Origin of the sequence: Candidatus Defluviibacterium haderslevense (assembly GCA_016712225.1) — a bacterium.
GTDB classification, from domain to species: Bacteria; Bacteroidota; Bacteroidia; order Chitinophagales; family Saprospiraceae; genus Vicinibacter; species Vicinibacter haderslevensis.
This window is the reverse complement of record JADJRL010000003.1, coordinates 4,643,169-4,667,794: the sequence shown is the minus strand read 5'-3', so window position 1 is coordinate 4,667,794 and position 24,626 is coordinate 4,643,169. Positions and strand designations below refer to the sequence as shown.

Sequence of the window (24,626 nt, the reverse complement as noted above, 5' to 3'; positions counted from 1 at the left end):
AAAAGTTATTAATAAAGATCTGCTGGGAGTACAGCGACTATAACTCCCTGAATTAAACAATTTTCTGATAATACAATTGGCTTGTGAATTGGATTAGTTGATCTGGGCTTCAGAAATACAAGTTGATTTTTTCTTTCAAATACTTTAACGGTTGCTTCCTCATTTATTAAAGCAACTATTATTTGACCGTTTTCTGCGGTTGATTGTTGTTGAACAAGCAATAAGCATCCTTCCTCAATTTTTTCACCTTTCACAATTGCTTCATTCATTGAATCTCCAATAACTCGTAATAAAAAATACTTATTTCCAGGTTTAGCAATTGCTGTAGTGATTGGAATATAAGCTGTGATATCCTGTTCTGCAAGGATTGGGTTGCCGGCGGTAATTGAACCAACAAGTGGTACTTTTACTGTAGAGATTGATAAGTCCGATTGTAAGGATATGGTAGTCAAATGAATCTTATTACCCTCCATTCTTCTGATTAAGCCTGCCTCTTCCAACCGCATCAATGCTAAAACAGCAGACCTTGGAGATGTTCTCCCTAAAATTTCGTTTATTTCCCTTAATTTAGGGCTTTCTAAGCCATGTATTAATCGGCTCCGAATCAAGGAATAAACTCTTTTGTCATTATTACTTAAAAATTCAATCATAGGTATAAATCAGTATAACTTATTTATACAAACCATGCAATTACATATTAAGTTTCCTAATTATAAGATTTTTTTTAAAAAAAGTAAGGTTTGTATTAAATTACTATATATCAATGCATTATGATTATAAATATAGATACTTGACTTATAAATTCATTTTGCTATACTAAAGATACAAATGGACATTAGTCCAATCGAGAAGTCCCCGAAAGGGGGCTTCGTTCGTTCTAGGCTACTTTCTTTATAAAACTCGCAAGTTTATCTTGGATCTTTTCAAATTGATGCGGTGAAATCTTTCGTACAAACCGTCGGAACCGTTTGACACTTACTAAGCGTATTTGAGAGAGAATAACTGAGAATATCTTGCCGTCATGTTCCAATTGATGGTAATAAATTCCATCTTTTTGCTTAGTTGTCATTGGCAAAACCCAGCATATTTTGTTGTTAAACTTTTTTATAATTAACACTGGTCGTTCAAATAATTCATTCTTTCCATCTTGTTCATCGCCTAAATTGATACCAATTGAGCACCACCAAATTTCTCGTTCGTGAAATGAAAGAGTTGCATGACCAATATTTTCTAAATTTTTCTTTTCTATGTTCCAAGAATCGAAATCCTTCATAGATAAATTTTAACATGTTGCATTAGTATTTTCTAGTAATATGTTCTACTTGAAGCGGGCTAAACGTTTAAGAAATTCATTAAGGTTCCGTTATATTCTTTCCAAAAAATGGAATTAAAAAAAATAGCCCTTAGATTATGACCTTCATTTGGATAATTTGCCACAATGGCATTATCTGCCTTCTAGACACACCTAGCGGACAAGACCAAGCCAACACTCGAACATGTACAGCAGAAATTGCCAATCAGGCAATTTCTGTGGATAAAAATGAAGTTCGGGAACGAATGAAAGAACTTGTAGAAAGAGTAAATGAGTATTTCAAGCAATATCCAAATGAGATTGAATTAGAAGATAACAATTAATAAAAATCTATGTTGGGATATAAACAAACAACCCATGTGCCAAATGAGGTATTTGATAAGTGGTTAGCAATATTAACAGAGTCAGAGATAAAAATATTACTAGTAATTATCAGACAAACCTATGGTTGGATTGATAGATATACAGGAAGAAGAAAACTACGAGATAGGATCACTAGAACTCAGTTTATGAAGAAAGCTGGATTATCAGCTAGGATAGTGTCTAAAACGCTCAATTCTCTCCTAAAACGAGGTTTAATTTATATTAGTGATGAGAACCACAAATTACTAGTTGATCCATCAGAAAGGAAAGGTAAATACATCCTACTCTATTCCATAAATCCAGGGAACTTAATGACTGAAACTAGGGAACAATGTTAACCAAGACTAGGGAACGGAAGTGCCTATAAGAAAACAAATATTAAACTAAAGGTGGCTTAGTAAATACGGGTATAAATTTTGAGGTCAAATTAAAATTGATCTAAATGGATTAAATTTGTATTTTCCTACACATCTTAGAAATAAAGGAAAAGAGCTATAGTAGAAGTTTAATACAAAGCTGTCAAAATTAGATTGTGGAGGTGGTTTATAAATTCCATAATTGAAAAATCAATTAATATTGAGCCTCAATAAATTATTTGGAATATCAATATTATCCTATTATATTTGTAGGTTTTTACATTACTTTATTCAAATTAATGTTAAATGCTTGATTTATTAGTAATTATAAATATTAGTTTATTATATGTGTAAATATTATTTATTTTAATGTAATAAATCTTAGTAAAATATTAACAAGCTAGAATAAATGATTGTAATATATTTGCTAAATAAAGTTTATATTTTAACCAAACCTTTTTAAATGATCAATTTTTATCTACTCATTATGATAAACTTATGTATTATGTTATTATAAATATGATAGATATTATCGTTCATTAAAATAATTATATGAAAGAGCTTACAAATCTAGAACTGTTAGAATTGTACCTACGAAAGTTTCCATTTAGAGATAGATTGTTTTATCACTATTTTGTTAAGTTAGAAGGTGCAGAAATTTCCTTTGATGATTTCGAAGATTGGTTTTATGACAAAAATAACCAATATGAAATTGAAAAAATAATAGGCTCAAATAAAGAGTCTATAACTAAAAATTTAAAAATCTCAAATGAAGAATTAAAAGAAGAAAGAAAAAAAGCTTCACTGATGTTTCCTTCTATTGAAAGTCTTTATACACCAATAGGATTATTTGATAATTAAATTAAATATTTTTAGAAACCACTATATTATGAGTGGTTTTTTTAATAAATTATAGAATTGCCCAATCCAATTTATATAGTCCAAATAACTGATTTACATCTGGGTAAATCTGATGTCAATTTTACAGAAATAAAGCAAAATATATTAACCCATATTAGAAATTTTATTGAATGGAAATCAATAAGTGCCATAGATATGGTAGTCACTACTGGCGACCTAATGGATAAAAATGGCTCCAATAAAAGTCATAATTTAGCAATAGATTTACTTGAAAACATACGAGATCAATTTTTCAAGGATAATACAAAGCTATTTTGTACACCGGGTAATCATGATTTATATGATGATTTTGTAAAGTCCTTATTAGAAGTAAACAAATTAAAAGAAGATTATCTTAAAAGTAAAATAGATGCAATAACCTTTTCTGAAATAGTTGATGAATCAAAAGAAAAATTAATCGAAGCTTATAAGTTCTATCTTGAATTTATGCAAGCTATAAAAGCTAATAATTACAAAGGTCATGAAAATATTGAATCACTTACTGGTTGTGAGCAAATAGGTATTGGTCAAAATTACAATATACTTTTGAGTTGGATAAATTCAAGTTGGTTATGTATGAGAGATGAAACATGGAATGAGTCTTGTAAATTGGAATTAAAATTTAAGTATAATAATTTTGATCATGAAAGAATTTCCATAGGAAATAAATTGATGGATCCAATTTGTGAAAAATTAAACTTAGCTGATAATAATAATATAATCTTAACAATTGCAATTTCTCATCACGATCCTAAATTACTCTGTTATGAAGATAAAACAAATTACTTTCATAAACTATTAGGACACAATATTGTATTAAATGGTCATACTCATAATTCGTTGTTTGATGTTCCTTTTTTAACTACAGGGGATGATTTCATTTCTATAATTGAAGTTAACTTAAATCAAAAATGTAATATACATTATAAGTTAAATTTAAAAGGTGATGATATTTTTAACATCGAAAAAATAATAAAAAATAGAAAATTGACTATTTTCAATAATAAATACGAAGATTTTATTTTAAAATTAAGATCTCATTATCAAATTAATGATTTATTGAGTGATATTCAATGGAATAAAAATGAATTAGTAGAATTTGCCCAAGAGCTCCGTATTAAATATGAAAAACCTAAATTAAACATTCCAGAGATTTTAGATTATGATTTAGAACAGAGGTCAAAAATTTAAGAATTAAATTTGATTCTTATATTTTAATGTAAGATTATATATCTTTTTTTGGATGCTAACTCTATAGGCGAAAATCCTTTCTCTAGCTTCTGCATTAATTGGAAAAAAACCTCCATGTGGATCTGCCACTAAGTTTGAGTATGAAGCTGTGTTCAAAGCACTGCCAAGATTGTAATCCCTTTTCAAAATAACTGTCTTTGGAAGGTTAGGGAAAATTTCCTTTGCAAAATCAATCATGACTCTAATTGTAAAGTCCTTATAGTCTTCAAAAAAAGACTTTGTACTTGTATTTTCAATCAAATTGATTGATAGTTCTAATACCTTAGAAATTATAGTTCTAATTTCTTCAAAAAATTTATTTTTCTTTAAAAAATCAATTACTTGAAATACTTCCACATTCATTGATACTTTTTTAAAATTTTCATTATTAAATAACAAAAAATGGAATGGAGTAGACTTAAAAGTCGAATTTAGAGTAATAAATGGATCGTAATTCTTATTAATAAATTTAAGTGTTAAAATAAAATCAAACAATGTCCTTCTCAATATTTCAACCCGCAATGACCCATCAATATTATAATTTTCAGTGGTTTGTAAAAATATAAACCAAAACCATTTTGTAAATAAGTCTAATTCATCTCTGTTGAAAATCAATGAAACCCAAGCATAATAAGTAATAATGTAATTAATCCTTGAATCCAAATTATCTGGTGTACAGAACTCAAATAAAGATTGCTTTATGTCCAAATTATTTTCTTCATGAATTTGGATAGCCAATTCTTCAGATAATTTACCAAGGGGTTGGATGATATTTCCTAAAAAATACGAGTTTCTATCATAAAAGTATCTTAAAATTTGTTGATTAAAAGCCTCTTTCGGTAATGCGATTAAAAATATTTCAGGCTGAAAAAGTTGATAATAATTGATATGCAGAGCATCAATTGTAGATGAGATTCCAATTGTTTGGCTTCCGTATATAGCAATAGGTAAATAACTTTTATCATTTAACTCAGGAATTTCAAGAGTATAAACTATTAATTTATACATTAAATCAAATGATTGAATTAGCCTATGAACACCTCCATTAAATTCAACTTTATTATCTGAATTATATCCGTATCTTTTACTTTCTTGAAATCTATTTTGATATGCTATTTGAAATACTTCAACATATTTATATAATACCTTTGAAACATCTTTTACAGAATGATAGTTATGTTCAAATTTAAAACGATACAAAGAATCATTATCCTGAGCTAACTTATATATAATATTTTCTAAATTACAAAGGATAAATTTTAAATCCAATGCATAATTGATTAAAGAAATATCTGTGATCAAGTCATTATAACTTATAAAAGCTGAAATAATATTATTTGTCAGTTCTCTAGAAACATGTAATTTTTTTAAAATACTTTCAATCTTATTTATTGTTATCTCAACATCAAATTGGTTTTCTAAAACAAACTTAGATGTTGCATTTAATTTTAATGGTGTAATAGTTTTTGGATTTGGGGTACTACTACTGAACTCTAAATCCTCAAATTGCAAGTTGGTGTGGACCTTTCTGATATGATTATAAATACCAGCATTAATTAAATCATTATTATTCCAAAAGTTTAAGTAATCAAATAAACTCTCAAAAGTAATAGAATAATCAGAACGACCATCGATAAAATGCAATTTAATATTAATATTAGGGAGTGTTTGTTTAAAGATTCTTTTCACCTCATTACCATGACCTGTTTTCAATTGAATTTTTGAAGTTAACTTAATATTTTCGCAACCATAATTTTGCATTTTAAATAAATCATCTGTCCAATTAGTATCAAACAAGCTTTGGGCTATACCAAAAGTTGTATGGGTATCAACAAATAAATGGTTTATTTCTGAATTTTGTGGTTGATTTGGAATAGACATTGTTCTTATCAGAGTAATAATTCTCTTAACTTCAATTAAGTTATTTCCAACAACAATTAATGTTAGTTCATGCCATGAATAAGACGTAGAAATAATTATTGGATTATTAATATATTGTGATAATTTTATTTTTAAATTTTCTTTAATTTCATCAATATAATTTGCTTTAGAGTCTTTATATATTAAGTAGTTAATCTTTAATCTTACAATACTAATAAAGTTATAATTTCTTAATTCATGTAATTCGTTTAAATTAAGATAAATATTTTCGAGGGAATAGATAATTTGATATTGAAAATTTGTGGAGTTAAATTTATGCAGAATATGCTTGGAATAAGGTTTGAAATGAAAATTTCCAAAATAGAAATCATCAATTAGAGTAAGTGAAATAATATCAAAATTACCCAATGAGGTAAAGATTACTGGCTCATAAAGATGTTTATTTAATCCTGATCCGTCAATAAAATCTGATAAACATTTTTTATACCCTTCAAATATTGGTAATAAATTTGAATCTACAAAAGTTTTATGGTCGAATGAAAGTGTCGAGTAGGCAGGTACGCAAGTTAATCCAATAAAAATACCATAATTCTTTTCCATAAAGAAATAAAATTTATTTGTGGGCGAAGTTAATAAATTAATTGCTAGTAAGTTGAATTTATTTCACTTCCAAAAACTTTACCTTTTGCTCAATAAATTTGATTTGAGGTTGATAAAGTTTCTTCATTTCAGAAGTAAAGTAATATTCTTCATGTTCCGGAAAAGCTATACTTCATCTATTTTTTTTACTCTTAGAAGTAAGAGCGCTAGATTTATGCTTATTCGCTTAGGATTTAGTTACATATTAACAAGTCTTTGCCCTATGAGAATTTTCACTATTGGAACTTGGTTTTTGCTGAGAATAACTGATAAGTGTACAGAAAATGGTCAAGAAAAAAATAATCATTACCTTCTTTATAATTTTTTTTAAGTAAATATAGCCAATTTTTTACAACATGTGGATAACTCAAAAAGTCAAAATCCTGTGAATAAACTACCATTTCCAAAATAATCATTAAAATAAACACCAAATAGGCCTTTCATCCCATTGGATTGCTTTTAGCAATCCCTTACAAATTTGCGTCAAAAAGTATATTAAATATGGTTATGATAGTGATATAATATCAGCATATTACAACCTAATAAGTTTCCTGAAATGTTCTAATCGAACACCTGGAATCCATACTAAAATCGAAGCTGGCGAAAAAAATTTGCCAATTTGGCAATTTTTGCCCTCTACATATAGAATTGAATAGAGACTAAAGTTAGAACATTAGAAAGCTAATCATTTTCTAGTTATTAATTTTATGTCCCATCCATCAAATTATTTAAGGATGTATCGTAAAAAGTCGCCATTAACTCAGAGCGATATGGGTTTTCTAATTGGCCTTAAAGAAATCTCAAATATTTCCAGATATGAAAAAGGTCAAAGACAACCAACGATTGAATTCCTTCTGAATTACCATCACATATTTGAATTATCGATAGAATCATTCTATGAACCAAAATCAGAATTGATTAAAGGACAACTCACTGAAAGGATACAAATGCTCATATTGGAGATAAAAAAAAGCAATAACACATTAAAGAATACCCCTAGAATTAAATTTCTTGAACATATTATTATTAGACTAACTAATTATATAAATCAATGACTCAATCAACACAAAGGAAGAATATAGTTTATGCATTGTATCCTAATGCGAATGGTTTTGGTTTCGTGTATTTGGAGAACCCTAGGAAACTCCTAGATTATGGAGCAGTTCGAATAAATCCAATAAGTAATAGAAAGGTGCTAGACCGGATCAAGAAGTCTTTTGATTATCTCAGGCCATCCATTGTGATTATCCAAGATCCAGACGGTAATGCTTCTAGGTCCGGAAGGAGGGTGCATAGGCTAATTGATAAAATTATCTCTTTGGCAAACGAAGAGAAGTTAAAAGTAGTATTGTATTCAAGGGATCAAATCAGAGATGTTTTTGAGCAATTTGGAGCGGTCACCAAATATGAAATAGCTAAGGTATTACTAACGGAATTCAAGGAGTTGGAGTTACGGGAACCTAAAAAAAAGAAGACATGGCAAAGTGAGAGTCATAATATGCCCATATTTGATGCTCTTTCTTTGGCTTTGACTTGGTTTTGGATTAATGGATAGTAATTAATTTTTACTTTGTTAATGGTAAGTATACCCATTTACACTTGGTTTGGTCAAATTTTTTTAAATTTGGATTTTAAAGCAAATATCAAAATAAGGCTGATTTACTTGTAAGATATCATTTTATACTAGAGCGGGATGGTGAATAGAATTATTTTCATTCAAGAGAGGCCATATTGGAATTTATTAAGTTTAGCAAATTGTTGATACATTATATCAAGTGAAAACGAAATTATAAGTTACTGTTTATTAGAGTAAAATAGCGTATTTGACTTCCTGTAAACTTGTTGTTGTTTTTTTTTAAAATATTACCATAAGAAACTCAATCAAATTGAGTGAAAATTACCACTAGGAATTATTTTTGGATAGGTTTTAATATTTATCAAACTAAATCATTTTCTAATTGTCTATTAAATTAGAGTCGTACTATTTATATTTTTTGTAAACCAAATCTACAAATTGCAATATTACTATTATAATGATAAACTAGTTAAATGATAAGTATTAAATTGTTTGATCCAATTAAAGTTGGACTTTTAGAAACAAAAATTTGGCAAGCCTATTATAGACATGAATATATTAATTTAATACGATACCTATTTTTATTATTGAAAATTCTTTTTAAATCGGATTACTACTCTTTGCTGCGAGCTACTTTTTATGCAGCTAAAACAACAATTCATTTTAGCATAAGTAAGGGAAATGAAAAAAAGGACATGATTGTTTGTAATCTTTCTAAATTTTTTGAGATAATAAATTCAAAGTGTGAAGAAAGAATAAATTATAAATTATGTGCCGAAATGGAATATAATTGGTGGATGGTTGATAGATATCCACAGCGCTATAAAACTTCAAGAATTGATGCAATTGCACAAGCTATGGCAACATTTTACAATATTGAAAAAGAAGATTTATATGAATTCGCTAGGTTAAGAACTGAGGCAATGCTACTTCAAGATAATGCGGAGTTGGAGAATAAAAATCCTGATTGGGAAATAATTGAGAAAAAACTTACACAGTCATACATAAATTTAAAAAAATGTATTCAGTAAATATCAAATTCCAAAATTTAATTTTTTGGCTTTATAGTTAATTATAATTTGATTTAGATATTGAATGGTGAATTCTGGAAAATGAATATCAATAATAATAAAATCTGCATAACGTGATTGCAAAGGTAGAAAACCACTTAATCTTGTATTTCCACCTGTACGAATAATCAAATCTAATTTTGTGTTGATCGTTAAGTTGTTTTCATCGAATACACCATCCAAAATAGAATTTTTAAGCTCTATAATGGGATCATATCCAATTAATAAATTCAATTTATTTTGATTATTTTTTGTTTTATATTCAACATCATTGAGCAAGCTTACAAATTTTTTCAATTTTTCTTCGATTCCTTTTTTTGTTAAATAAGTTTCCAAATTCGACAATCCTATCCATCTAATTTGAAAATCCACTTTATGAAAGAGGGTCATAAATACAGATTCAAAAAACATAATTCCAATTGATAAGAAATCGTCAATTTCTTTCTTTGATCTATTAAGATTGTCAAAGCTTAATAGATATATTGAAATTTCAGTTAGTTCCGAATACGTTTTAAATGAATATTCAATAATATCGATTATATTGTTAAAACTCCTTAAATAAGCATCAAAATTTGAAAGTTGATTTTGCGAAGCCCACCTTCTGTTTCCATCGGGTATGATACCTAAATGTCTAAGTGAATTATTCATTACCAAACTAATTTCAACATTAATGATTCAGATATAAAAATCAAAATCCACATTATGACTTCTCCTGAAGATCCTTCAAATTTAAAGTTAAAAATTTCAAATTTAATTGGACCTGATTTTGACTCAAAAAGAATAACTACTATTCCTGCTCCAATCGCAGCAAGAGGAATTCCTATACAGGCGAGAAAATGATCTGTATAAATGGTGATAAGCCATTGGCTATTGTAAAGTATTTGAGAAATATAAAAATAGCACCAAATTGAAGAGAGGATTGTAAAACCAATAATTGCTAATATATAAGCTATTACTTTTAACGTATAATGTTTCATTGATTTTTTATTCAGTAGAGTTGAGAATAATTCGGAGATAATATTGAGAATATTTTAGCAAAATTTTAAATTTTACAAATTTGTAATTAATTTAAATGAATCATATACTAGATGCCATAAAATACAATTATATCCCACTATAAATTGTTTTTCGGCAAATTTCATTAATATATATCTTATTAAATATTGGCCAAATATATATTATGGAAACAGTATTATAATGAATGTTTTTTGGTTTATAAAGTATATTGTTTCATCTTTTTGTTTTTGATGTGTTTTATTACTATTACTCTAAGCTTAGAAACTGATTGTTTCATAAAATCTAGCTACCTATCTAAAAACATTGGTTTTCACAATTTTGTTCTACAACATTTTCAATTCGTATCATTATTTGGAACCTTTGTGAAGATCTATCGCTTAAATACTGATGCATGTCCAATAAACTTCATATGTTGTATCGTCTCTTTCTCTCCTGCAACATTGAAACTCAATTTATAAACATCACCCTCAATTGGTCCTCCATTTGAAATAACAATTCCAGCATCGTTAACAAAAACATGTTCACCATCTTTGCTTTCATCAAGTTTACCAGATGTCCCTTTAAGAACAACATGGTGGGGCTTGATTTTGGCTGATGCTGTAATATCACTAATTAAAATAATTGTATCATCTGACATAATTTGTTTTTTAAAAATGAATAATTTAAAACAAGGAGTGATATTAAATTAATACCACTCCTTCCTTAATAAGTTATACTATGTGAGTTATTGAATCAGGTAATGTATTTAAAGCTAAATATTCATCAAGTAATGCTTTGAACTAATACGTTGTTCTATAAGCCTACAAATATTTTGATGTCTCAAACTCATACCTCTCAATTTATCCAATGTAGTTATTGTTTCATCCATACTCTCATTTAAAACGGTGAATGTCATTTTCTCATCCAGTGATCCTTCCCAACCATGTTCAGCTAAACGGTCTTTTAGATTTTGAATAATACCTTCATATTTGCTATCTAGTTCAACCCAAGTATCAATATCTATTTCTCCCTCAGCAAGCCTTTGAGTCAGACCTAATTGAAGTACCTTCATATTTAAAAGGTTCTGTGCGTCAAGAACTGTCAGTCCCCATTCTGCCTGATTTTTTATGTCATCAATGCTCTGCATAACTCGATAAAATATAGAAGTGGCCGTCACTGCTTCAGACCCAAAAGTGTCTTCATCCAGAATGTTTGTGGACTTTGCCATTAAAAAAGCGAACATGCCTGGGCAAAGTCTAGACATTGAAAATGACAAAGAAGATGCTGACTGGGAACTTGATTTTGCGGCTTCTGCAACTGTGTTGACTACCATAGTATATGCTTCTATTGCTTCTTTATCCATTCCTGGGGTAGGGGAGGTAGGATTATTTGCGGCTATCGCTGCTTTTAAAACTGAAACGACTACTGCTGCTATCTTGTCTAAACTAAACTCACTAGTATACTCGATTTTCATATCTGATGCATATTCTAATTGTCTTGCATCTGTAATTTTAGCACTTGCTAAATGTGAGTCAATTTCCGAAAAAAACATTGTTTTGTTTGCATCATTTTGAGATTTTAGAGCGTCTTCAAGTTTTTTAATCTCATCAGCAGCTTTTACATGATTATCTGCTACTTTTTTAACTGATCCAGCTGTACATGCCATATTTTTTAAATTTTAAATTGTGAAATAATTAATATTTTGATTTATATTTATATTTTGAATGATACATTCTTTGAGCAATTCTTGTTATTTTATCGATTGGAAAGTCCGAAAGGATATTTTATAATTATAAGTTGGTAAATTGGCAAACATTAACCTAATATATATTTTCAATTTTAGGATTAAAAAGTTTAAATTACTTTTTAAATCTATTTGTATAATCCAATTAAACACAAAGTTTTTTACATTCTTCTATTGCTAAATTTTTTGCTTCATCATCATTTAGTGCCGTTATTATAATATTTTTCCCCCTTTTTTGCAATTACAAGTAAATATATAATCAAAATAGCCGGGTTTATTTGGAGATTCTTGCATGCTTACAAATGTAATTTGTGTAGGTGTAAGCCACCACAGATTAACCCAGTTTAAGGCATTACAGGAAATACATGCTGCATCAATCGCTGTTGCAAAAGGCCACATTATGCCACCAAGAATTCCAGTTACAACTATGCAAGTTGTTTGTATAATTGGAACAATAATATATCTAGTAACCCAAATTATCACCTTTACTAGAATCGTAACAAACCAACATAGCCAGTTTAGTGGCCATTTCCTGTTTTTACATAGTTGCTGTTGTTGACTCACCCAAGTATCTACTGGATCAAAGATAGTTTGTGTTACATAAGTTATGACAGTAGTACAAATCAATGCCATAATTTCAAACTTAATTGATATGTTTTAAATTAATATTTTATTGGCTCTTGTGTGTATTATTAATACGCCTAATGTTAATCATAGGGACAATTGTAGTGTCCCTATGATTAAAAACAATAGGACAAACATTTGGCAATTAATGATGCGTTGGATGCCAATGACAACTATGCCACCAATATGGACAACAACGGTACCAAGGGTAGTTCTTATTCCACCACCAACACCAAATTGGTCTCCATGGGAACCAGCAACACCAGTGTACCCACGGAAGAACAAAGATTATGCGATCAATCTTTAGTTCTAAAAGGGCTGCTTCATCAAGTTTAATACCAACTGAATTCACAATTTTAAGAACATCAATTTCAGTGGCGTTTTGTTTGACTTGCTTTTCAACTTCAGCGCCTAACTTTCCGAATAATCCATTAATCTCAGAATGTACTTTTGCCAGTTCAAGATTTAAGCCTGACTTACTCTTTTCATCGCTCATTTTAATTTATTTTAGGTTATAAAATATTTATCATGACAAATGTATGATACATCATAGGAGTAAATCAAGAGTATAATTACTTAAACCAATTACAATACTTACTTAATATTTAATTAGTCTTATATTGAGAAATGTACTTAATAGTTGAATATTTAATTATGGTTGTACTATGTAAAAGAACTATTGTAAGTCTTAAATCTAGATCAAATACAAACAGGCATTTATATAAAAACATATGATTAAATCAGCTACTAGCAAATTAGTAGATATAACTTCTTGATTTTATATATCAAATAATTTTGTTAAACTTTTGACGGCCAATAGTTATCCCTTTGAATTTTAGCTCACAAATATACAGTCCATTAGGAATTTTATTAATGTCAATAAAATTAGCTCTAGAAGTAGAATGATGCAATATTGTTCCTGCTAAATTTACAATATTTATCTCATCAAATTTAACTTTGGATTTAATTTCTAAGGAATTTGTTGCTGGGTTAGGGTAAAGTTCGAACCCGAAATTATTTTTAACGACATTTGTTGCTACTTTATATCTTAAATCTGAAATATTGAAAGCGAGGTATTTTGACCATCTGTCCAAACAACTATTTTTACAAAGAATTCCAGCAATAAGTAGGATACTGTCTTTAATTGAATATTCAATGTTTCTGATTGCAAATTCAGGATCCCAGTTAAGAGTGCCAATTTCACTATAATAGGAAGATTTTGTTATTCTAATAAGGTCATCTGAACTATTTGTTAAATGTTTAGAAGGCGATGCTAATATTAATAAACTAGTATCAGATTCAACGATAAAATTATGAAAATTATAGTAATTATGAGAATCTATATTTGGATTTTCAATATGCATAATTTCTTTTCCGTTTTTATCAAACCAAGCCATCCAACCATAAGCCTCATTATTAACACTGTATTGATCATAAATGAAAATTGAACCATTTATAATTCTTGTTTTTGTATAATCAAAGTATCTTGGAAATTTATAGTGATTTGTTATATCAACTCTATTTGTTATTGATATTTTATAATTATTATCTATATTAAAATATACCAATTCAACTTTGGCTGGAAAGGCGCTTTCATCTTTAGCAATATGACTTAATGTTGCAATAAAGAGATTTGAATCAATTTGATTAATTTCAGTCCAATTATTATGAATTCTGTCAGCATCAATTGATGAATTAATACTTAAACTATCGAATGGATCTAAGTCCAATTCTAATTGGTCATTTACTTTATAAAAGTAAAGTCTTCCTTTACCAATTGGTGAATACTTTTTAATAAAAATTAATTGATTTTTTATACTATTTAATTTATAAACAGTACCTACCCCACTTGGTGGGTTGATCTTAGCAAAACTAATAGTTGTGTCAATACCATGGTAAAAAGTCAATAGTCCTCCAGAAATGTTACTTATTGTTCGTTTAAAAATATTGCAATTTGTTCCACTAAAACTAATCCAATTTGGAAAATTAGGATTAAATGGTTTAATTACTCTTAAACCAGTAATTTCTAGATCTCCAGTATTACTAAAGTAATAATTTTGCAATGATTCTTGTCTTTCAGTAGAATATCTATTAAATATAGAAGTCCAAATTACCTCTCCAGATTTAATATTAATTTTTTGAATTCCTCCTCCATAATAATCAAAAGTTAAATCAATGTCTTGAGTGAAAACATAATCATTAAAAATATACATTTTGCCAGTCTCATATCCATATTTACTATGATATCCATCAATTTGACTAAGACTGTCTCTAAATGTAATTTCCCATTTGGGTTTTATATTGAATTTTACACTTGGTGATGGCCATGTGTTCTGTGCTTGTAGAATTGTAAAACCAAAATGAGTTAGTAATAGTAAATAAATTTTCATCGAAATTGAATGTTTGAAGTGAAAAAGATTCTCAGAAGCTACTAACTCCTGAGAATCTAATAAAAATTTATTGTTCACATATTTGAATACAATCCGTAGTTGTTGCATTATTTAAATTGCACCATCCAGATTGTGGTGAAATACTTGTACATGATCCTAAACTAGTAATTGTTGTTGTTTTTACTATTTGTCCAGTTTGAGGATTAATACACATTTCTGTGATCCTTTGACAGCAGTTGGTTCCACACAATGTCCTTCTTATTGCCCAATGATTATTTGCGTCAGTACCCATGCAAAATCTAAAACAACCTGATTGATAATAAGCAATATTTAAAGGTGGGTTTGAGCCACAATAATAAAATGCACTTCCGCCCGATTGAATTGCTTGTTGTATAAAATAGTTTTCAATAGCTATTAACATTCTATTGTCAAACAATGTAATAAATGAAGTGAAAGTATTGTTTTGGTATGCCGCAATGGCGTCATCAAGGAATGATGTACAATCAAAAATATTATTCGTCCATCTCCAATCAGAAATAAAATAATTTATAGGTCTACCAAGATAATCATAACAAATTCTTACATCTATCTCTACGGTAAATGTGCAATTAGGATATTGAGGTAAAGTTAAATTCGTTGTAATGGTATACATGTTAGAATTGTAACATGGGTGAGTAGGAGTTTCTAATTCGGGCGGCACGCAGTCATTTAATCCTCTGGCCACCAAAGATTTAGTATTCTTTAAATTTTTACTTGTCTCGCCCACTTTATCTAGCTCTTTTTGACAGGACCAAATTAAGGCTGAGGTTAAAAGAAGTGTAAATAGTAAGAAAACAATTTTTAAGTTTTTCATATAATATTAATTTAATGGCTGAACAGCAGAACCCACCGTTTTGGGAATCTTCCCTAAAGCATTATGAGTTTGCAACATAAAAATACAAAACAATCTAGAAACTATTCATTCAAAGTGATTAATTTGCCATTTAATACTTTTGGATGGGTCCTAAATTTTCATATCAATGAATGTTCTCAAGTAATGCTATCAAAAAACAAAATATAATCTAAATGTTTAATTTAAGGTTTTTAAATGCATTTAAACGTACCCAAAGATAAAATTGAATTACCTATTGTCAAGCTAGAATTTATACTTAAATTTATTGCAGGAATTACTTAAGTTTAGCCTAAAATATTTATTTATGATAAAAACAAGAATTTATTCATTAAATAAATTATTCCTAAAGCAATATATAACTAAACCGGCAATATTTTTTGTATTAGTTTTCTCCATTAATTTTGCCCTAATTCCATCAATTGTACGAGTACTCAAGAATATAAGTTTCCCGATTTCTGCGGATGTTTTCTCTCTACATATCAACTGCAGTACTTCCAATTCTCTTTCGTCAAAAAGAAATCTTGCATTTGTTTTACTGGAAAGGTTATTATTCTTTCTAGCGACATTCCTTGCCAACACTTCTTTTACTAAATCATTATAATAATATCCGTTGGAGATGCATGAATATATAGCCATTCGAATTTCCTCAGGATCTGAGTTTTTTACTAAGTATGCATTTGCTTTTGCATTTATAAGTTTAATGATGAAGCCATCATCGTCATGCATCGTTAAAATAATTATAATAATTTTCTCATCTGTTTTGCGGATATGTTTTACGACTTCTAACCCATCCATTTTAGGCATTTTAATATCCAATAGTATAACATCTACTGGATGGATATTCATTTTAGCTAACAGTTCATCACCATCACTAGCCTCAATATCAATTCTTAAATCAGAAAATTTTGACAGACTTGATATCAAACCATTTCTTAGAATTTTGTGATCATCTGCAATAGCAATTTTAATTGGACTAGGCAATATTTCCATTATATTTATATTACTCAATTAATATTTGAATGAAGACATTTTGCTCAATATTTTCTACATCATAGTAAAATTTTATTGTGCCTTTTAACAAATTTAAGCGATGTTGTACATTTTTTAATCCTAGACCATTTTTATCTCTTAATCCATCCGCAAATTCACTTTCTGTAAATTGCTTGCCATTATGTGTAATTAAAATTTGTATACAATTCGAATTTGCTTTTAATTCAATTTTAAATTGATTTGCCAAACTATGTTTTTCAGCATTGAATATTACCTCTTGGATTATTCTAAATAAAAGTAGTTTGTTGAAGTTGTTGAGTGGTACTCTTTCAACATTTGTGAAATATTCTATTTTTGAATCTCTGGTTGCCATAAATGAATTACAGAAATCCTCAATTGCATAATTAAATCCCAATTCTTGTAATGATACTGGATGTAATAAATGAGAAATACCTCTTATCTTGTCTATACTTCTATCTATTATTTCAATAGCCTTTTTAAGGTTTGAATTCTTCTCTTCTCCTTTTTCACGTATTTGAGAGGTCAAATACATTTTTGCTCCAGCTAACATAGGAGCAATTTCATCATGAAGGTTATCACCGATATTTTGTCTTTCTAGTTCTTGTGATTTAATAGTTGCCTCAGCCAATAAAAGTTCTTGATCAATTTTGAATTGGGTCCTTTCTTTTTCTAATGCAACGCCCTTTGTATTATGTATCACAACGAATATCAATACTCCTAATATAATTAAAAAGAGAAAAATAGTTCCGAGTACTATTGCAAAAGTTATACTCATTTTAAGAATCGTATGCCTAAAAATATAATAATATATTTAATAATATTGAATATATTTTGTACATTCCAAACATAATTAAAAATATTAGTTTCTGTTATAACATATTGTGCACAAAGCAATAATAACCAAGTGCAACCATAGTAAAGTAAAAAAGCGGTAACAAACCAAAAATTTGGTTCATATACTATAATATTGGACTTTGGTATTCTTAATTCATCAGATAAATAGGTTAAACTGCATGTAAAAACAATCATTCCTTCTAATATTGCATTAAATGGATTTAAATTGGTTAAGGAATTGTACTGGAACAAATATAATCCTGTTAATGCTAATATTAACCAATTGCCAGTATATTTATTTACCGTAATCGAAACAAGCTTAAAATAGTTCAAAATAATTACTGATTCAATAATAATCAAAAATTGAAATATAAATAGATTTGATAATTTGAATTCGGCTAAGATGAATGAAATAAATTCAATAATTGTATTTAAAATACAATACCATATAATCCATTGGAATGATTTTGTTTGAGGACCTTTTCTAATACATAAGTATGTAATTGCAATTGTTAATATAGCTGAAATATTTGCAATTAGGTTCACCCAATAACAGTATTACTTCCGCAATTAGGCGGACAAGGCCTACTTAGTTCTAAAATATAGCCACCTGTCATATCGTCGCCATTTTCATCTATACCGACTACAATAATAACTCTCTTGTTATTCTCATATCCATTATATAATCTAATTCCTTCACATCCATTCTGGTTAATTATTCCTAACATTTTATTGTTTCCAAATGCATAGGCTTTAGGGTTAGCTTCAGAAATAGGCATATTAAGAGAGGACTGCAATCCAGCCCAATTTGAGGCCATTGATTGTGCTTCAGAAAGGGTAACGTAAGTTCCTGTATTTGGGTCGAAATTTGAAGTTGGCATTATTTGTTTTTTAATAAATGATTAATAAATATAAATTTCGCCACAAATATGTAAACAAAACTATGGATAACAACCAATACAATGAGTAAATTAACTTATAGAAACAAAAATAAGTAATTCCTGCAACATTCTAAGTATAAATACTCAAAGAAAATTTTAACTTTTAGAAGTGTACAGAACCTAGTAATGTTTAAAATCCGATGTCTAAATCGGCAATATATTGTACAGCTGCATCTCCAAGTTTTTTGATTACAGCCGATCTAACTAATTTGTATATTTCTTCATTTAGAACCACCTTTTGCGATGCCTTAAATAAATGTGTATCAGCGCTTTTGTATTCGAACCATAAAAATCTAGTTGATGATTGGGTAGAACTAAAATAGAATGATGCCATTGCCATGGCAACATTTTCTCCATCAGATTGAGCTGAACTCATTTGAAAGTTCCCTTGTTTCAAATTAGATCCATTAGTGTCAAACAGTACTAGTTTTCCATCATTATTCGATAATGCCTCCAGTGCCTTAATAGTTTCATTTATAACAGCCTCTTGTTGGCCAGTAGCGATAGCCTTTAATATCTCAAGAACAACTTTATCCATAGTAAATGAGGCAGTATGAGAATCATATTTCGTAAAGTTGAAGCTTTCAATAACCCAACCAACATTTTCAAGGACTTCAACATATTTCTTATACCAATTCTCTGTATTAGTCCATCTGTCAAATGCTGTATTTGCTGCTAATTGAGCCAATAAAGTTGAATTTAAGACATCATTCTTCTGTAATTTTGGAATTCCTGTTACAAATGAGATAAGGCTTCCAGAATCAACAAATCCTGCTTTTTCACCTTCGTTTACTTCTAAAGTAAGATCAGTCCTGCCTTCAATTTTCTTGAAATCTAATGTCAAATTATCAATATAGCTTAATGACTTAGTTAATAATTTTTGAGAGCTTGAGAATTGTTTTGCTTCATGTTGTACAATTAATTGATCTAAATTATTTATAGAAATTTGACTATCTAATATTGAGCTAAACCCAATTATTTCGCCAGCAAATGTAGATCTTATATGGACAGTTGATACGTATGTACTAATAGCTATATCATGTGAAGCAGGAAATAAATAGAATTTTGTATCTTCACCAATATCTCTCTTAACTGCTGTTGCTAATTGACTTTCACCTACATCAATTGTCAAGCCAATACTAATATTTCGTTCAGTATCAATGATAAAGTTGTATGAGATGAATCCTCTCGGATGAATTGTGATTGGATCGCGTGGGTATATGCGCCATTCTTGATCTACATCGCTCTTATTTTCTAAAATAAATTTGTAATGCTTTTCCATCTTATCTAATTTTTATTCAAAGATAAACAAAGATATTTCTAATTTGTAAAATTGCGAAATTATAAGTATTATATGTATAGAAGTTGCAGAATATACTTAATATAAAATCTAAAATTTATATATTTCTAAATGGAATTTCAAATTGATAATATAAAAACAATGAAAATATGTAATGCCTTGTATTATTTTATATTAATTATAAATCTACTAAAATTTCAGAAATCTAATTCCAATTATGCCAACCTATGAATTAATATTATTTTATTTTAAAACATTAAAATTTGGGTATTTTCTGCAATTCAAAGTGATTATTACTAATAGATATTATTAGGTTGGTAAAAAAATAGTTTTGGGACAATATATTATGTGGATTTTGTCATTTTTAATTTTTGATGCATACTGGATAGAATTAATTTAAAATTTCACATTGTCTATGAAATTTGATCAAAACAAGTAAATGATTCTAATTCTGGAAATCAATTGTTTTCAAAGACTAGGTTTTCTGACATGGAATTATTATTTTACTTTGGGTATTTCCTGCAATATGAAATAGTATTTTTATTGATTTGAAATTATAGGAATTAGATAGTTTTGCATAAAATTAAAATTTTAATATGGAATTACCAAGGTATGAAAAATTTAGAAGTTCAAAAAATAATGAATACTATTTTAGACTTCGATCAAAAGGAAATGGAGAAATCATTTTAGCAAGTGAAGGCTATTCTACCAGTCAAGCTAGAGATAATGGTATTAATTCAGTGAGAATAAATTCGCCATTTGAGGAACAGTATGAAAGAAAGCAGAATAATGACAGCTATACTTTTGTGCTTAAAGCAAAAAATGGGGAACCAATAGGAAGAAGTGAAAGTTATACTTCAAGCCAAGCAAGAGAAAATGGCATTGATGCAGTTAAAAGAGATGCTCCTGGTGCAATTGCAGTAGAGGTATAAAGTTTTTTTGATACAAACTTAAAAAAAATGCCATGTCTGAATATTAAATTGGTAATATGTATATATAATTAATTTAAATCTTATGCAGTCCAATGTGCTTTTATGTTTTATATCAATTAAAATTAAAAAATAGGCTTTTAGAAAAGCCTATTTACAAATTTTCAATTTGCAGGTATGAATAACTTTGTCCCAGCAAAAACAAACAACCTTTGATCAGACAATGGCTTGATGTTATCAATAAAAATGTTTTTCATTGCATCAAAATGAATATACCTAAGAAATATTTCATCATTAGATTTCATCAAGAAATAATAATTCAGAGCAGATAAATTGCCATTTCTAGTATGACGAATTTTATTTTTTTCCAGAAATCTATCAATTCTATCAGAATCTAGACAAAGTTTGAATTTATCAATGAAATTCAAATCAACTAGTTTTGGTAGATATAATGCTCTGAGTATTTCCAGATAATAAAATTGAAATGTATTTTCCAAACCAATTTTATAAAAGCGATAATTTAATTGTTCATAATAATACTCAGTTAGATTTGAATTTCTAAATTTGTTGTTTAACATATGTTACATTTTTAAGCCAGTGGGCTCATAAAATATTTATGGTTACCTTGACTCCTTAAGATTCAAAATAAATTCCTAAAGGGTCAAGGCAATCAGGCAAATATTTGCTATCTTTGTTAAATTACAATTTATATTATCATACTAAATTTAAATTTAAATAGCAACATTTATGTAAATTGATTTATTAAACCAAAAAATCATGACTTTAATTCGACTTTTTTTATATAATTTTTACAGCATTATCGTTATCTGTCTAATATATTTTTTGTTGAATCAGTATTTTGAATTTAAGCTCGACAAAGCTAATATTTTATCAGCGGCATCATTTATTGCTATACTTGTAGCATTAAATATAAGTTGGATAAGAAATTTAATTTTACCAATAAGAGTTTCTTGCAATGTAGAGAGATTTAATTCCGAAATATGTTTAAAAGTGGAATTTTCTAATCCATCCAAGGTAGGTGTTAAAATTACTGATATTCAAATATATGGATACACTAATACTATATTGCCTTTTATATTAGAAAAGGAGTCATTAATATCACATAGTTTTCATTTTAATAATTTTAATAAACATGCTTTGGAAGGGAGTATGTACTTAACAATAAAATATTATTATCCATCAAATAATATTAGGAAGCATATTAAATTGACAATCAATGAGTAACACAAGAGCATTAGAAGTTATTGAAAATTCAGCTCACCCTTGGGAATCATTTAATACTATATTTGGGGACCATACGTCTATTTTGGATGACCTATTTAATAGAGGTGTACGAACTAATTTAGAAGGATATGTAAAAACAAATTCTAACTTTGAAATTCAATTTTGCAAAACACAATTAGATCCAGTTCGCGTGTCAAACACACATAGAATTCATGTACTACAAGGCAAAATTGGAAGAGGCAAAAGTACATTTGTTGATTATTGCAGGAAGGTTGTAATGCCTGATTTATATGGTGATGAATTATTAATTTTATTTGTTGACTTACAAACTTTCGATATTGATAATACGGATATTAAATTACGGAATAAAATTATTGAATGTATAGAAGAAATATTGCTTATTCGATTTTTTAATTCGGATCTGTATAAATTGCAAAGAGTATTTATAAAGCATTTCGGATATCCTAATATTAGCCCAATTGACACAATTAGCATATACACAGAAATAAAATCAGTTGATACTTTAATTAAATTTGTAAATGATTTTATTAGCCAAGGTACTTTTAAGATATGTGGAATTTTATTAATATTGGATAATGTAGATGAAAACCCAAAAGAAGTAATAAAAATATGCGATATCTTAATTAAAGATTTAATTAAGATTTGTGAGAACAAGCTAAATATGGTGCCTTTTACAGTTTTAGTACCTGTTAGAGATTACAATGCGAATTCATTTAGCCATACTCAAAAAGTTAATAACACTAATTTAAGGAATGTTGAGGCAAATAAAATTATTTTTAATAAAATAATTCTACTTAAAAACCAAATATCCTTAAATACCAGATTAGATTATCAAGACATTATTGATTATCATGTAAGAGTTGATGGTATTTCTCGTATTCAACAAAAAGTAATTGTTATTTCTAAAATTGATTTAGTGAATTATCTTGAATCATTTGCTGACTCATTATTTAAATCAAATGATGGTGATGTATATGAAATTTTACATCAACTAAGCGCTGGAAATTTAAAAATTTTGATAGCAAATGTTTTTAATATTTTGCATTCCAACAAGCTTCCACTTTCATTATTGTTTCGAAAATATTTTATCGATAGAGATTTGCATACTATAAATGAAATAGATGAGCCGTTTACTGTTGAAAATGTGATCGAGTGCTTACTATCAATACATTTTCCTTATTTCACACATTTGGAAAGTCATATAATAAATTTGTTTAATTGCAATAACTCTAGTAATCCAAAGGAATTCAGAGATCAGCTAGTACTTATAAAGATAATTTGTGCTGCAAATAACATTGGAAGCTTTACGGTAAACAATATTAAAGGTATTTTTGAGCAGTATAATTACAGTTTAAAATTAGTTGAAAGGGGTCTTAAATTATGCTTTGAAAATGGCATTTTAGAAACTGATATTGGTATTAGATTAAGTCACCTTGATATTGAGCATACTCAAATTAGATTATCCTCACTAGGTAATGTTTATTTATATTATTTGTTGACTAATGTTACTTACTTTCAATATGTTTGCGAAGACACTTATCTTCCAGATGATTATGTAATTCCTATTCTATCGAAATATTCAAATGGTAATTTTCATGGAAGTAAAGAAAATCGGATATTGAGTGGGATTAAATTATGTGAATACTTAATAAGTGTTTTGGATAAAGAAAAACAAATTATTGAAAATAATTTAAATAAGAGTTATGATTCTTTTTTGGAAATATTTGGGTATCCTGCTTCTTCTAAGAATTACCCCTTTCAAGATAAATTGCGAATTATAATAAATTCTGCAAATAGAAAATTATACTCCAATGCTTAGCATAAGCCAAATTAAATCTTTTGATATATTGTCACCAGTTTTCAAATCAAATTCATTTTTTTTAAATTATACTGTATTAATATTCCATTAAATTCAAATAACTTATTTATTTTGCTAAATTATTTTTGTTTACAATTAATTCATTTGTATTGAACCACCCCATAGCCAGCCATGTGGTATCAATACGTTAAAGATAATAAGTCTTCTAGAATATGGATATAATATATTGTTAAAATCAATACTGCATCCTATAGGACAACCCCACAATTTTGATGCAACTATATGAAGAAAATCGATCAGACATTTCTCACGATATCTGATTGTATTACAAAAATAAAATAAGTTCTAAACTAATTTAAATTTCATAGAGATTAATAAACAATAGGAAGTATAACAATAATTTCTCTAACTCTAGATTCAGAATATCCAAATGGAAAATGAATTGAATATGATGATATGATTCTATATCCAAGTACTATAGTCAGATCATTAGTATCTAGATCTTCTGGATAAAGTTACGCAAATTGGAAGATTTGCAACGGAACATGCACTA

The 24,626-nt window shown here is 28.1% G+C and carries 26 protein-coding genes; 9 read left to right on the top strand and 17 right to left on the bottom strand.

All coding sequences use genetic code 11. From position 1 onward, the window contains the following. Positions 1-8: 8 nt before the first annotated feature. Entirely contained in the window at positions 9-650 is a 642-nt protein-coding gene (gene lexA, locus IPK88_18245; protein MBK8245373.1) for a repressor LexA, read from the bottom strand. Between the two features lie 227 nt (positions 651-877). Next, on the bottom strand, positions 878-1,273 hold the full coding sequence (locus IPK88_18240) for a type II toxin-antitoxin system PemK/MazF family toxin (GenBank protein ID MBK8245372.1): 396 nt from the start codon (positions 1,271-1,273) through the stop codon (positions 878-880). A 137-nt stretch (positions 1,274-1,410) separates the two neighbouring features. On the opposite strand from IPK88_18240, the gene IPK88_18235 reads away from it, so the two are divergent. From IPK88_18235 to IPK88_18220, 4 genes are all read left to right on the top strand, one after another. Next, positions 1,411-1,635, top strand: coding sequence for a hypothetical protein (locus tag IPK88_18235; protein MBK8245371.1), 225 nt, complete (start codon positions 1,411-1,413; stop codon positions 1,633-1,635). A gap of 9 nt (positions 1,636-1,644) precedes the next feature. After that, a complete protein-coding gene (locus IPK88_18230) occupies positions 1,645-2,013 on the top strand; it encodes a replication protein (GenBank protein ID MBK8245370.1) in 369 nt (122 codons plus the stop codon). 570 nt (positions 2,014-2,583) lie between these two features. Continuing rightward, positions 2,584-2,892, top strand: coding sequence for a hypothetical protein (locus IPK88_18225; protein ID MBK8245369.1), 309 nt, complete (start codon positions 2,584-2,586; stop codon positions 2,890-2,892). A 57-nt stretch (positions 2,893-2,949) separates the two neighbouring features. After that, positions 2,950-4,122, top strand: coding sequence for a metallophosphoesterase (locus IPK88_18220; protein MBK8245368.1), 1,173 nt, complete (start codon positions 2,950-2,952; stop codon positions 4,120-4,122). A 3-nt stretch (positions 4,123-4,125) separates the two neighbouring features. On the opposite strand, the gene IPK88_18215 is transcribed toward IPK88_18220, so the two are convergent. Next, complete coding sequence (locus IPK88_18215; GenBank protein MBK8245367.1) at positions 4,126-6,642, bottom strand: hypothetical protein; 2,517 nt, start codon at positions 6,640-6,642, stop codon at positions 4,126-4,128. Positions 6,643-7,415: 773 nt separating this feature from the next. Between IPK88_18215 and IPK88_18210 the strand changes: the two genes are divergently transcribed. From IPK88_18210 to IPK88_18200, 3 genes are all read left to right on the top strand, one after another. Next, entirely contained in the window at positions 7,416-7,736 is a 321-nt protein-coding gene (locus tag IPK88_18210; GenBank protein ID MBK8245366.1) for a helix-turn-helix transcriptional regulator, read from the top strand. Beyond that, a complete protein-coding gene (locus IPK88_18205) occupies positions 7,733-8,236 on the top strand; it encodes a hypothetical protein (protein MBK8245365.1) in 504 nt (167 codons plus the stop codon). Before IPK88_18210 ends, IPK88_18205 begins: the two co-directional genes overlap by 4 nt. Before the next feature lie 494 nt (positions 8,237-8,730). Next, positions 8,731-9,288 (top strand): hypothetical protein, encoded by a 558-nt coding sequence (locus tag IPK88_18200; GenBank protein ID MBK8245364.1) that lies wholly within the window; start codon positions 8,731-8,733, stop codon positions 9,286-9,288. Between the two features lie 3 nt (positions 9,289-9,291). Here the strand turns inward: IPK88_18200 and IPK88_18195 are convergent, their stop codons facing one another. From IPK88_18195 to IPK88_18135, 13 genes are all read right to left on the bottom strand, one after another. Beyond that, positions 9,292-9,975 (bottom strand): undecaprenyl diphosphate synthase family protein, encoded by a 684-nt coding sequence (locus IPK88_18195; GenBank protein ID MBK8245363.1) that lies wholly within the window; start codon positions 9,973-9,975, stop codon positions 9,292-9,294. Continuing rightward, on the bottom strand, positions 9,975-10,304 hold the full coding sequence (locus IPK88_18190; GenBank protein MBK8245362.1) for a hypothetical protein: 330 nt from the start codon (positions 10,302-10,304) through the stop codon (positions 9,975-9,977). Before IPK88_18190 ends, IPK88_18195 begins: the two co-directional genes overlap by 1 nt. A gap of 410 nt (positions 10,305-10,714) precedes the next feature. Beyond that, positions 10,715-10,981, bottom strand: coding sequence for a hypothetical protein (locus IPK88_18185; GenBank protein MBK8245361.1), 267 nt, complete (start codon positions 10,979-10,981; stop codon positions 10,715-10,717). Positions 10,982-11,095: 114 nt separating this feature from the next. Then, entirely contained in the window at positions 11,096-11,989 is an 894-nt protein-coding gene (locus IPK88_18180) for a hypothetical protein (GenBank protein ID MBK8245360.1), read from the bottom strand. Between the two features lie 291 nt (positions 11,990-12,280). Continuing rightward, positions 12,281-12,700, bottom strand: coding sequence for a hypothetical protein (locus IPK88_18175; GenBank protein ID MBK8245359.1), 420 nt, complete (start codon positions 12,698-12,700; stop codon positions 12,281-12,283). A 136-nt stretch (positions 12,701-12,836) separates the two neighbouring features. Beyond that, positions 12,837-13,187 carry a hypothetical protein gene (locus IPK88_18170; protein MBK8245358.1) on the bottom strand — a complete coding sequence of 117 codons (351 nt, stop codon included), beginning with the start codon at positions 13,185-13,187 and terminating at the stop codon, positions 12,837-12,839. A 289-nt stretch (positions 13,188-13,476) separates the two neighbouring features. Beyond that, complete coding sequence (locus tag IPK88_18165) at positions 13,477-15,081, bottom strand: T9SS type A sorting domain-containing protein (GenBank protein ID MBK8245357.1); 1,605 nt, start codon at positions 15,079-15,081, stop codon at positions 13,477-13,479. 67 nt (positions 15,082-15,148) lie between these two features. Then, entirely contained in the window at positions 15,149-15,934 is a 786-nt protein-coding gene (locus IPK88_18160) for a hypothetical protein (GenBank protein MBK8245356.1), read from the bottom strand. Between the two features lie 360 nt (positions 15,935-16,294). Beyond that, positions 16,295-16,981 (bottom strand): response regulator transcription factor, encoded by a 687-nt coding sequence (locus IPK88_18155; protein MBK8245355.1) that lies wholly within the window; start codon positions 16,979-16,981, stop codon positions 16,295-16,297. Next, positions 16,974-17,759 carry a hypothetical protein gene (locus tag IPK88_18150; GenBank protein ID MBK8245354.1) on the bottom strand — a complete coding sequence of 262 codons (786 nt, stop codon included), beginning with the start codon at positions 17,757-17,759 and terminating at the stop codon, positions 16,974-16,976. The genes IPK88_18155 and IPK88_18150 overlap by 8 nt, the downstream gene beginning before the upstream one ends. After that, on the bottom strand, positions 17,756-18,151 hold the full coding sequence (locus IPK88_18145) for a hypothetical protein (GenBank protein MBK8245353.1): 396 nt from the start codon (positions 18,149-18,151) through the stop codon (positions 17,756-17,758). The genes IPK88_18150 and IPK88_18145 overlap by 4 nt, the downstream gene beginning before the upstream one ends. Before the next feature lie 209 nt (positions 18,152-18,360). After that, positions 18,361-18,699 carry a hypothetical protein gene (locus tag IPK88_18140; protein ID MBK8245352.1) on the bottom strand — a complete coding sequence of 113 codons (339 nt, stop codon included), beginning with the start codon at positions 18,697-18,699 and terminating at the stop codon, positions 18,361-18,363. 190 nt (positions 18,700-18,889) lie between these two features. After that, entirely contained in the window at positions 18,890-20,041 is a 1,152-nt protein-coding gene (locus IPK88_18135) for a hypothetical protein (GenBank protein ID MBK8245351.1), read from the bottom strand. Positions 20,042-20,655: 614 nt separating this feature from the next. Between IPK88_18135 and IPK88_18130 the strand changes: the two genes are divergently transcribed. Next, positions 20,656-20,991 carry a YegP family protein gene (locus IPK88_18130; protein MBK8245350.1) on the top strand — a complete coding sequence of 112 codons (336 nt, stop codon included), beginning with the start codon at positions 20,656-20,658 and terminating at the stop codon, positions 20,989-20,991. 161 nt (positions 20,992-21,152) lie between these two features. Here IPK88_18130 and IPK88_18125 read toward each other — a convergent pair whose 3' ends face one another. Beyond that, a complete protein-coding gene (locus tag IPK88_18125; GenBank protein MBK8245349.1) occupies positions 21,153-21,566 on the bottom strand; it encodes a hypothetical protein in 414 nt (137 codons plus the stop codon). A 659-nt stretch (positions 21,567-22,225) separates the two neighbouring features. Here IPK88_18125 and IPK88_18120 point away from each other — a divergent pair. Then, positions 22,226-24,073 carry a hypothetical protein gene (locus tag IPK88_18120; GenBank protein ID MBK8245348.1) on the top strand — a complete coding sequence of 616 codons (1,848 nt, stop codon included), beginning with the start codon at positions 22,226-22,228 and terminating at the stop codon, positions 24,071-24,073. The last annotated feature ends 553 nt before the right edge of the window (positions 24,074-24,626 follow it).

Bases quoted from the DNA above. Each gene is read 5' to 3' on its own strand.
- lexA (MBK8245373.1), bottom strand. From the start codon at position 650: ATGATTGAATTTTTAAGTAATAATGACAAAAGAGTTTATTCCTTGATT.
- IPK88_18240 (MBK8245372.1), bottom strand. From the start codon at position 1,273: ATGAAGGATTTCGATTCTTGGAACATAGAAAAGAAAAATTTAGAAAAT.
- IPK88_18235 (MBK8245371.1), top strand. From the start codon at position 1,411: ATGACCTTCATTTGGATAATTTGCCACAATGGCATTATCTGCCTTCTA.
- IPK88_18230 (MBK8245370.1), top strand. From the start codon at position 1,645: ATGTTGGGATATAAACAAACAACCCATGTGCCAAATGAGGTATTTGAT.
- IPK88_18225 (MBK8245369.1), top strand. From the start codon at position 2,584: ATGAAAGAGCTTACAAATCTAGAACTGTTAGAATTGTACCTACGAAAG.
- IPK88_18215 (MBK8245367.1), bottom strand. From the start codon at position 6,642: ATGGAAAAGAATTATGGTATTTTTATTGGATTAACTTGCGTACCTGCC.
- IPK88_18210 (MBK8245366.1), top strand. From the start codon at position 7,416: ATGTATCGTAAAAAGTCGCCATTAACTCAGAGCGATATGGGTTTTCTA.
- IPK88_18205 (MBK8245365.1), top strand. From the start codon at position 7,733: ATGACTCAATCAACACAAAGGAAGAATATAGTTTATGCATTGTATCCT.
- IPK88_18200 (MBK8245364.1), top strand. From the start codon at position 8,731: ATGATAAGTATTAAATTGTTTGATCCAATTAAAGTTGGACTTTTAGAA.
- IPK88_18195 (MBK8245363.1), bottom strand. From the start codon at position 9,975: ATGAATAATTCACTTAGACATTTAGGTATCATACCCGATGGAAACAGA.
- IPK88_18190 (MBK8245362.1), bottom strand. From the start codon at position 10,304: ATGAAACATTATACGTTAAAAGTAATAGCTTATATATTAGCAATTATT.
- IPK88_18185 (MBK8245361.1), bottom strand. From the start codon at position 10,981: ATGTCAGATGATACAATTATTTTAATTAGTGATATTACAGCATCAGCC.
- IPK88_18180 (MBK8245360.1), bottom strand. From the start codon at position 11,989: ATGGCATGTACAGCTGGATCAGTTAAAAAAGTAGCAGATAATCATGTA.
- IPK88_18175 (MBK8245359.1), bottom strand. From the start codon at position 12,700: ATGGCATTGATTTGTACTACTGTCATAACTTATGTAACACAAACTATC.
- IPK88_18170 (MBK8245358.1), bottom strand. From the start codon at position 13,187: ATGAGCGATGAAAAGAGTAAGTCAGGCTTAAATCTTGAACTGGCAAAA.
- IPK88_18165 (MBK8245357.1), bottom strand. From the start codon at position 15,081: ATGAAAATTTATTTACTATTACTAACTCATTTTGGTTTTACAATTCTA.
- IPK88_18160 (MBK8245356.1), bottom strand. From the start codon at position 15,934: ATGAAAAACTTAAAAATTGTTTTCTTACTATTTACACTTCTTTTAACC.
- IPK88_18150 (MBK8245354.1), bottom strand. From the start codon at position 17,759: ATGAGTATAACTTTTGCAATAGTACTCGGAACTATTTTTCTCTTTTTA.
- IPK88_18140 (MBK8245352.1), bottom strand. From the start codon at position 18,699: ATGCCAACTTCAAATTTCGACCCAAATACAGGAACTTACGTTACCCTT.
- IPK88_18135 (MBK8245351.1), bottom strand. From the start codon at position 20,041: ATGGAAAAGCATTACAAATTTATTTTAGAAAATAAGAGCGATGTAGAT.
- IPK88_18130 (MBK8245350.1), top strand. From the start codon at position 20,656: ATGGAATTACCAAGGTATGAAAAATTTAGAAGTTCAAAAAATAATGAA.
- IPK88_18125 (MBK8245349.1), bottom strand. From the start codon at position 21,566: ATGTTAAACAACAAATTTAGAAATTCAAATCTAACTGAGTATTATTAT.
- IPK88_18120 (MBK8245348.1), top strand. From the start codon at position 22,226: ATGAGTAACACAAGAGCATTAGAAGTTATTGAAAATTCAGCTCACCCT.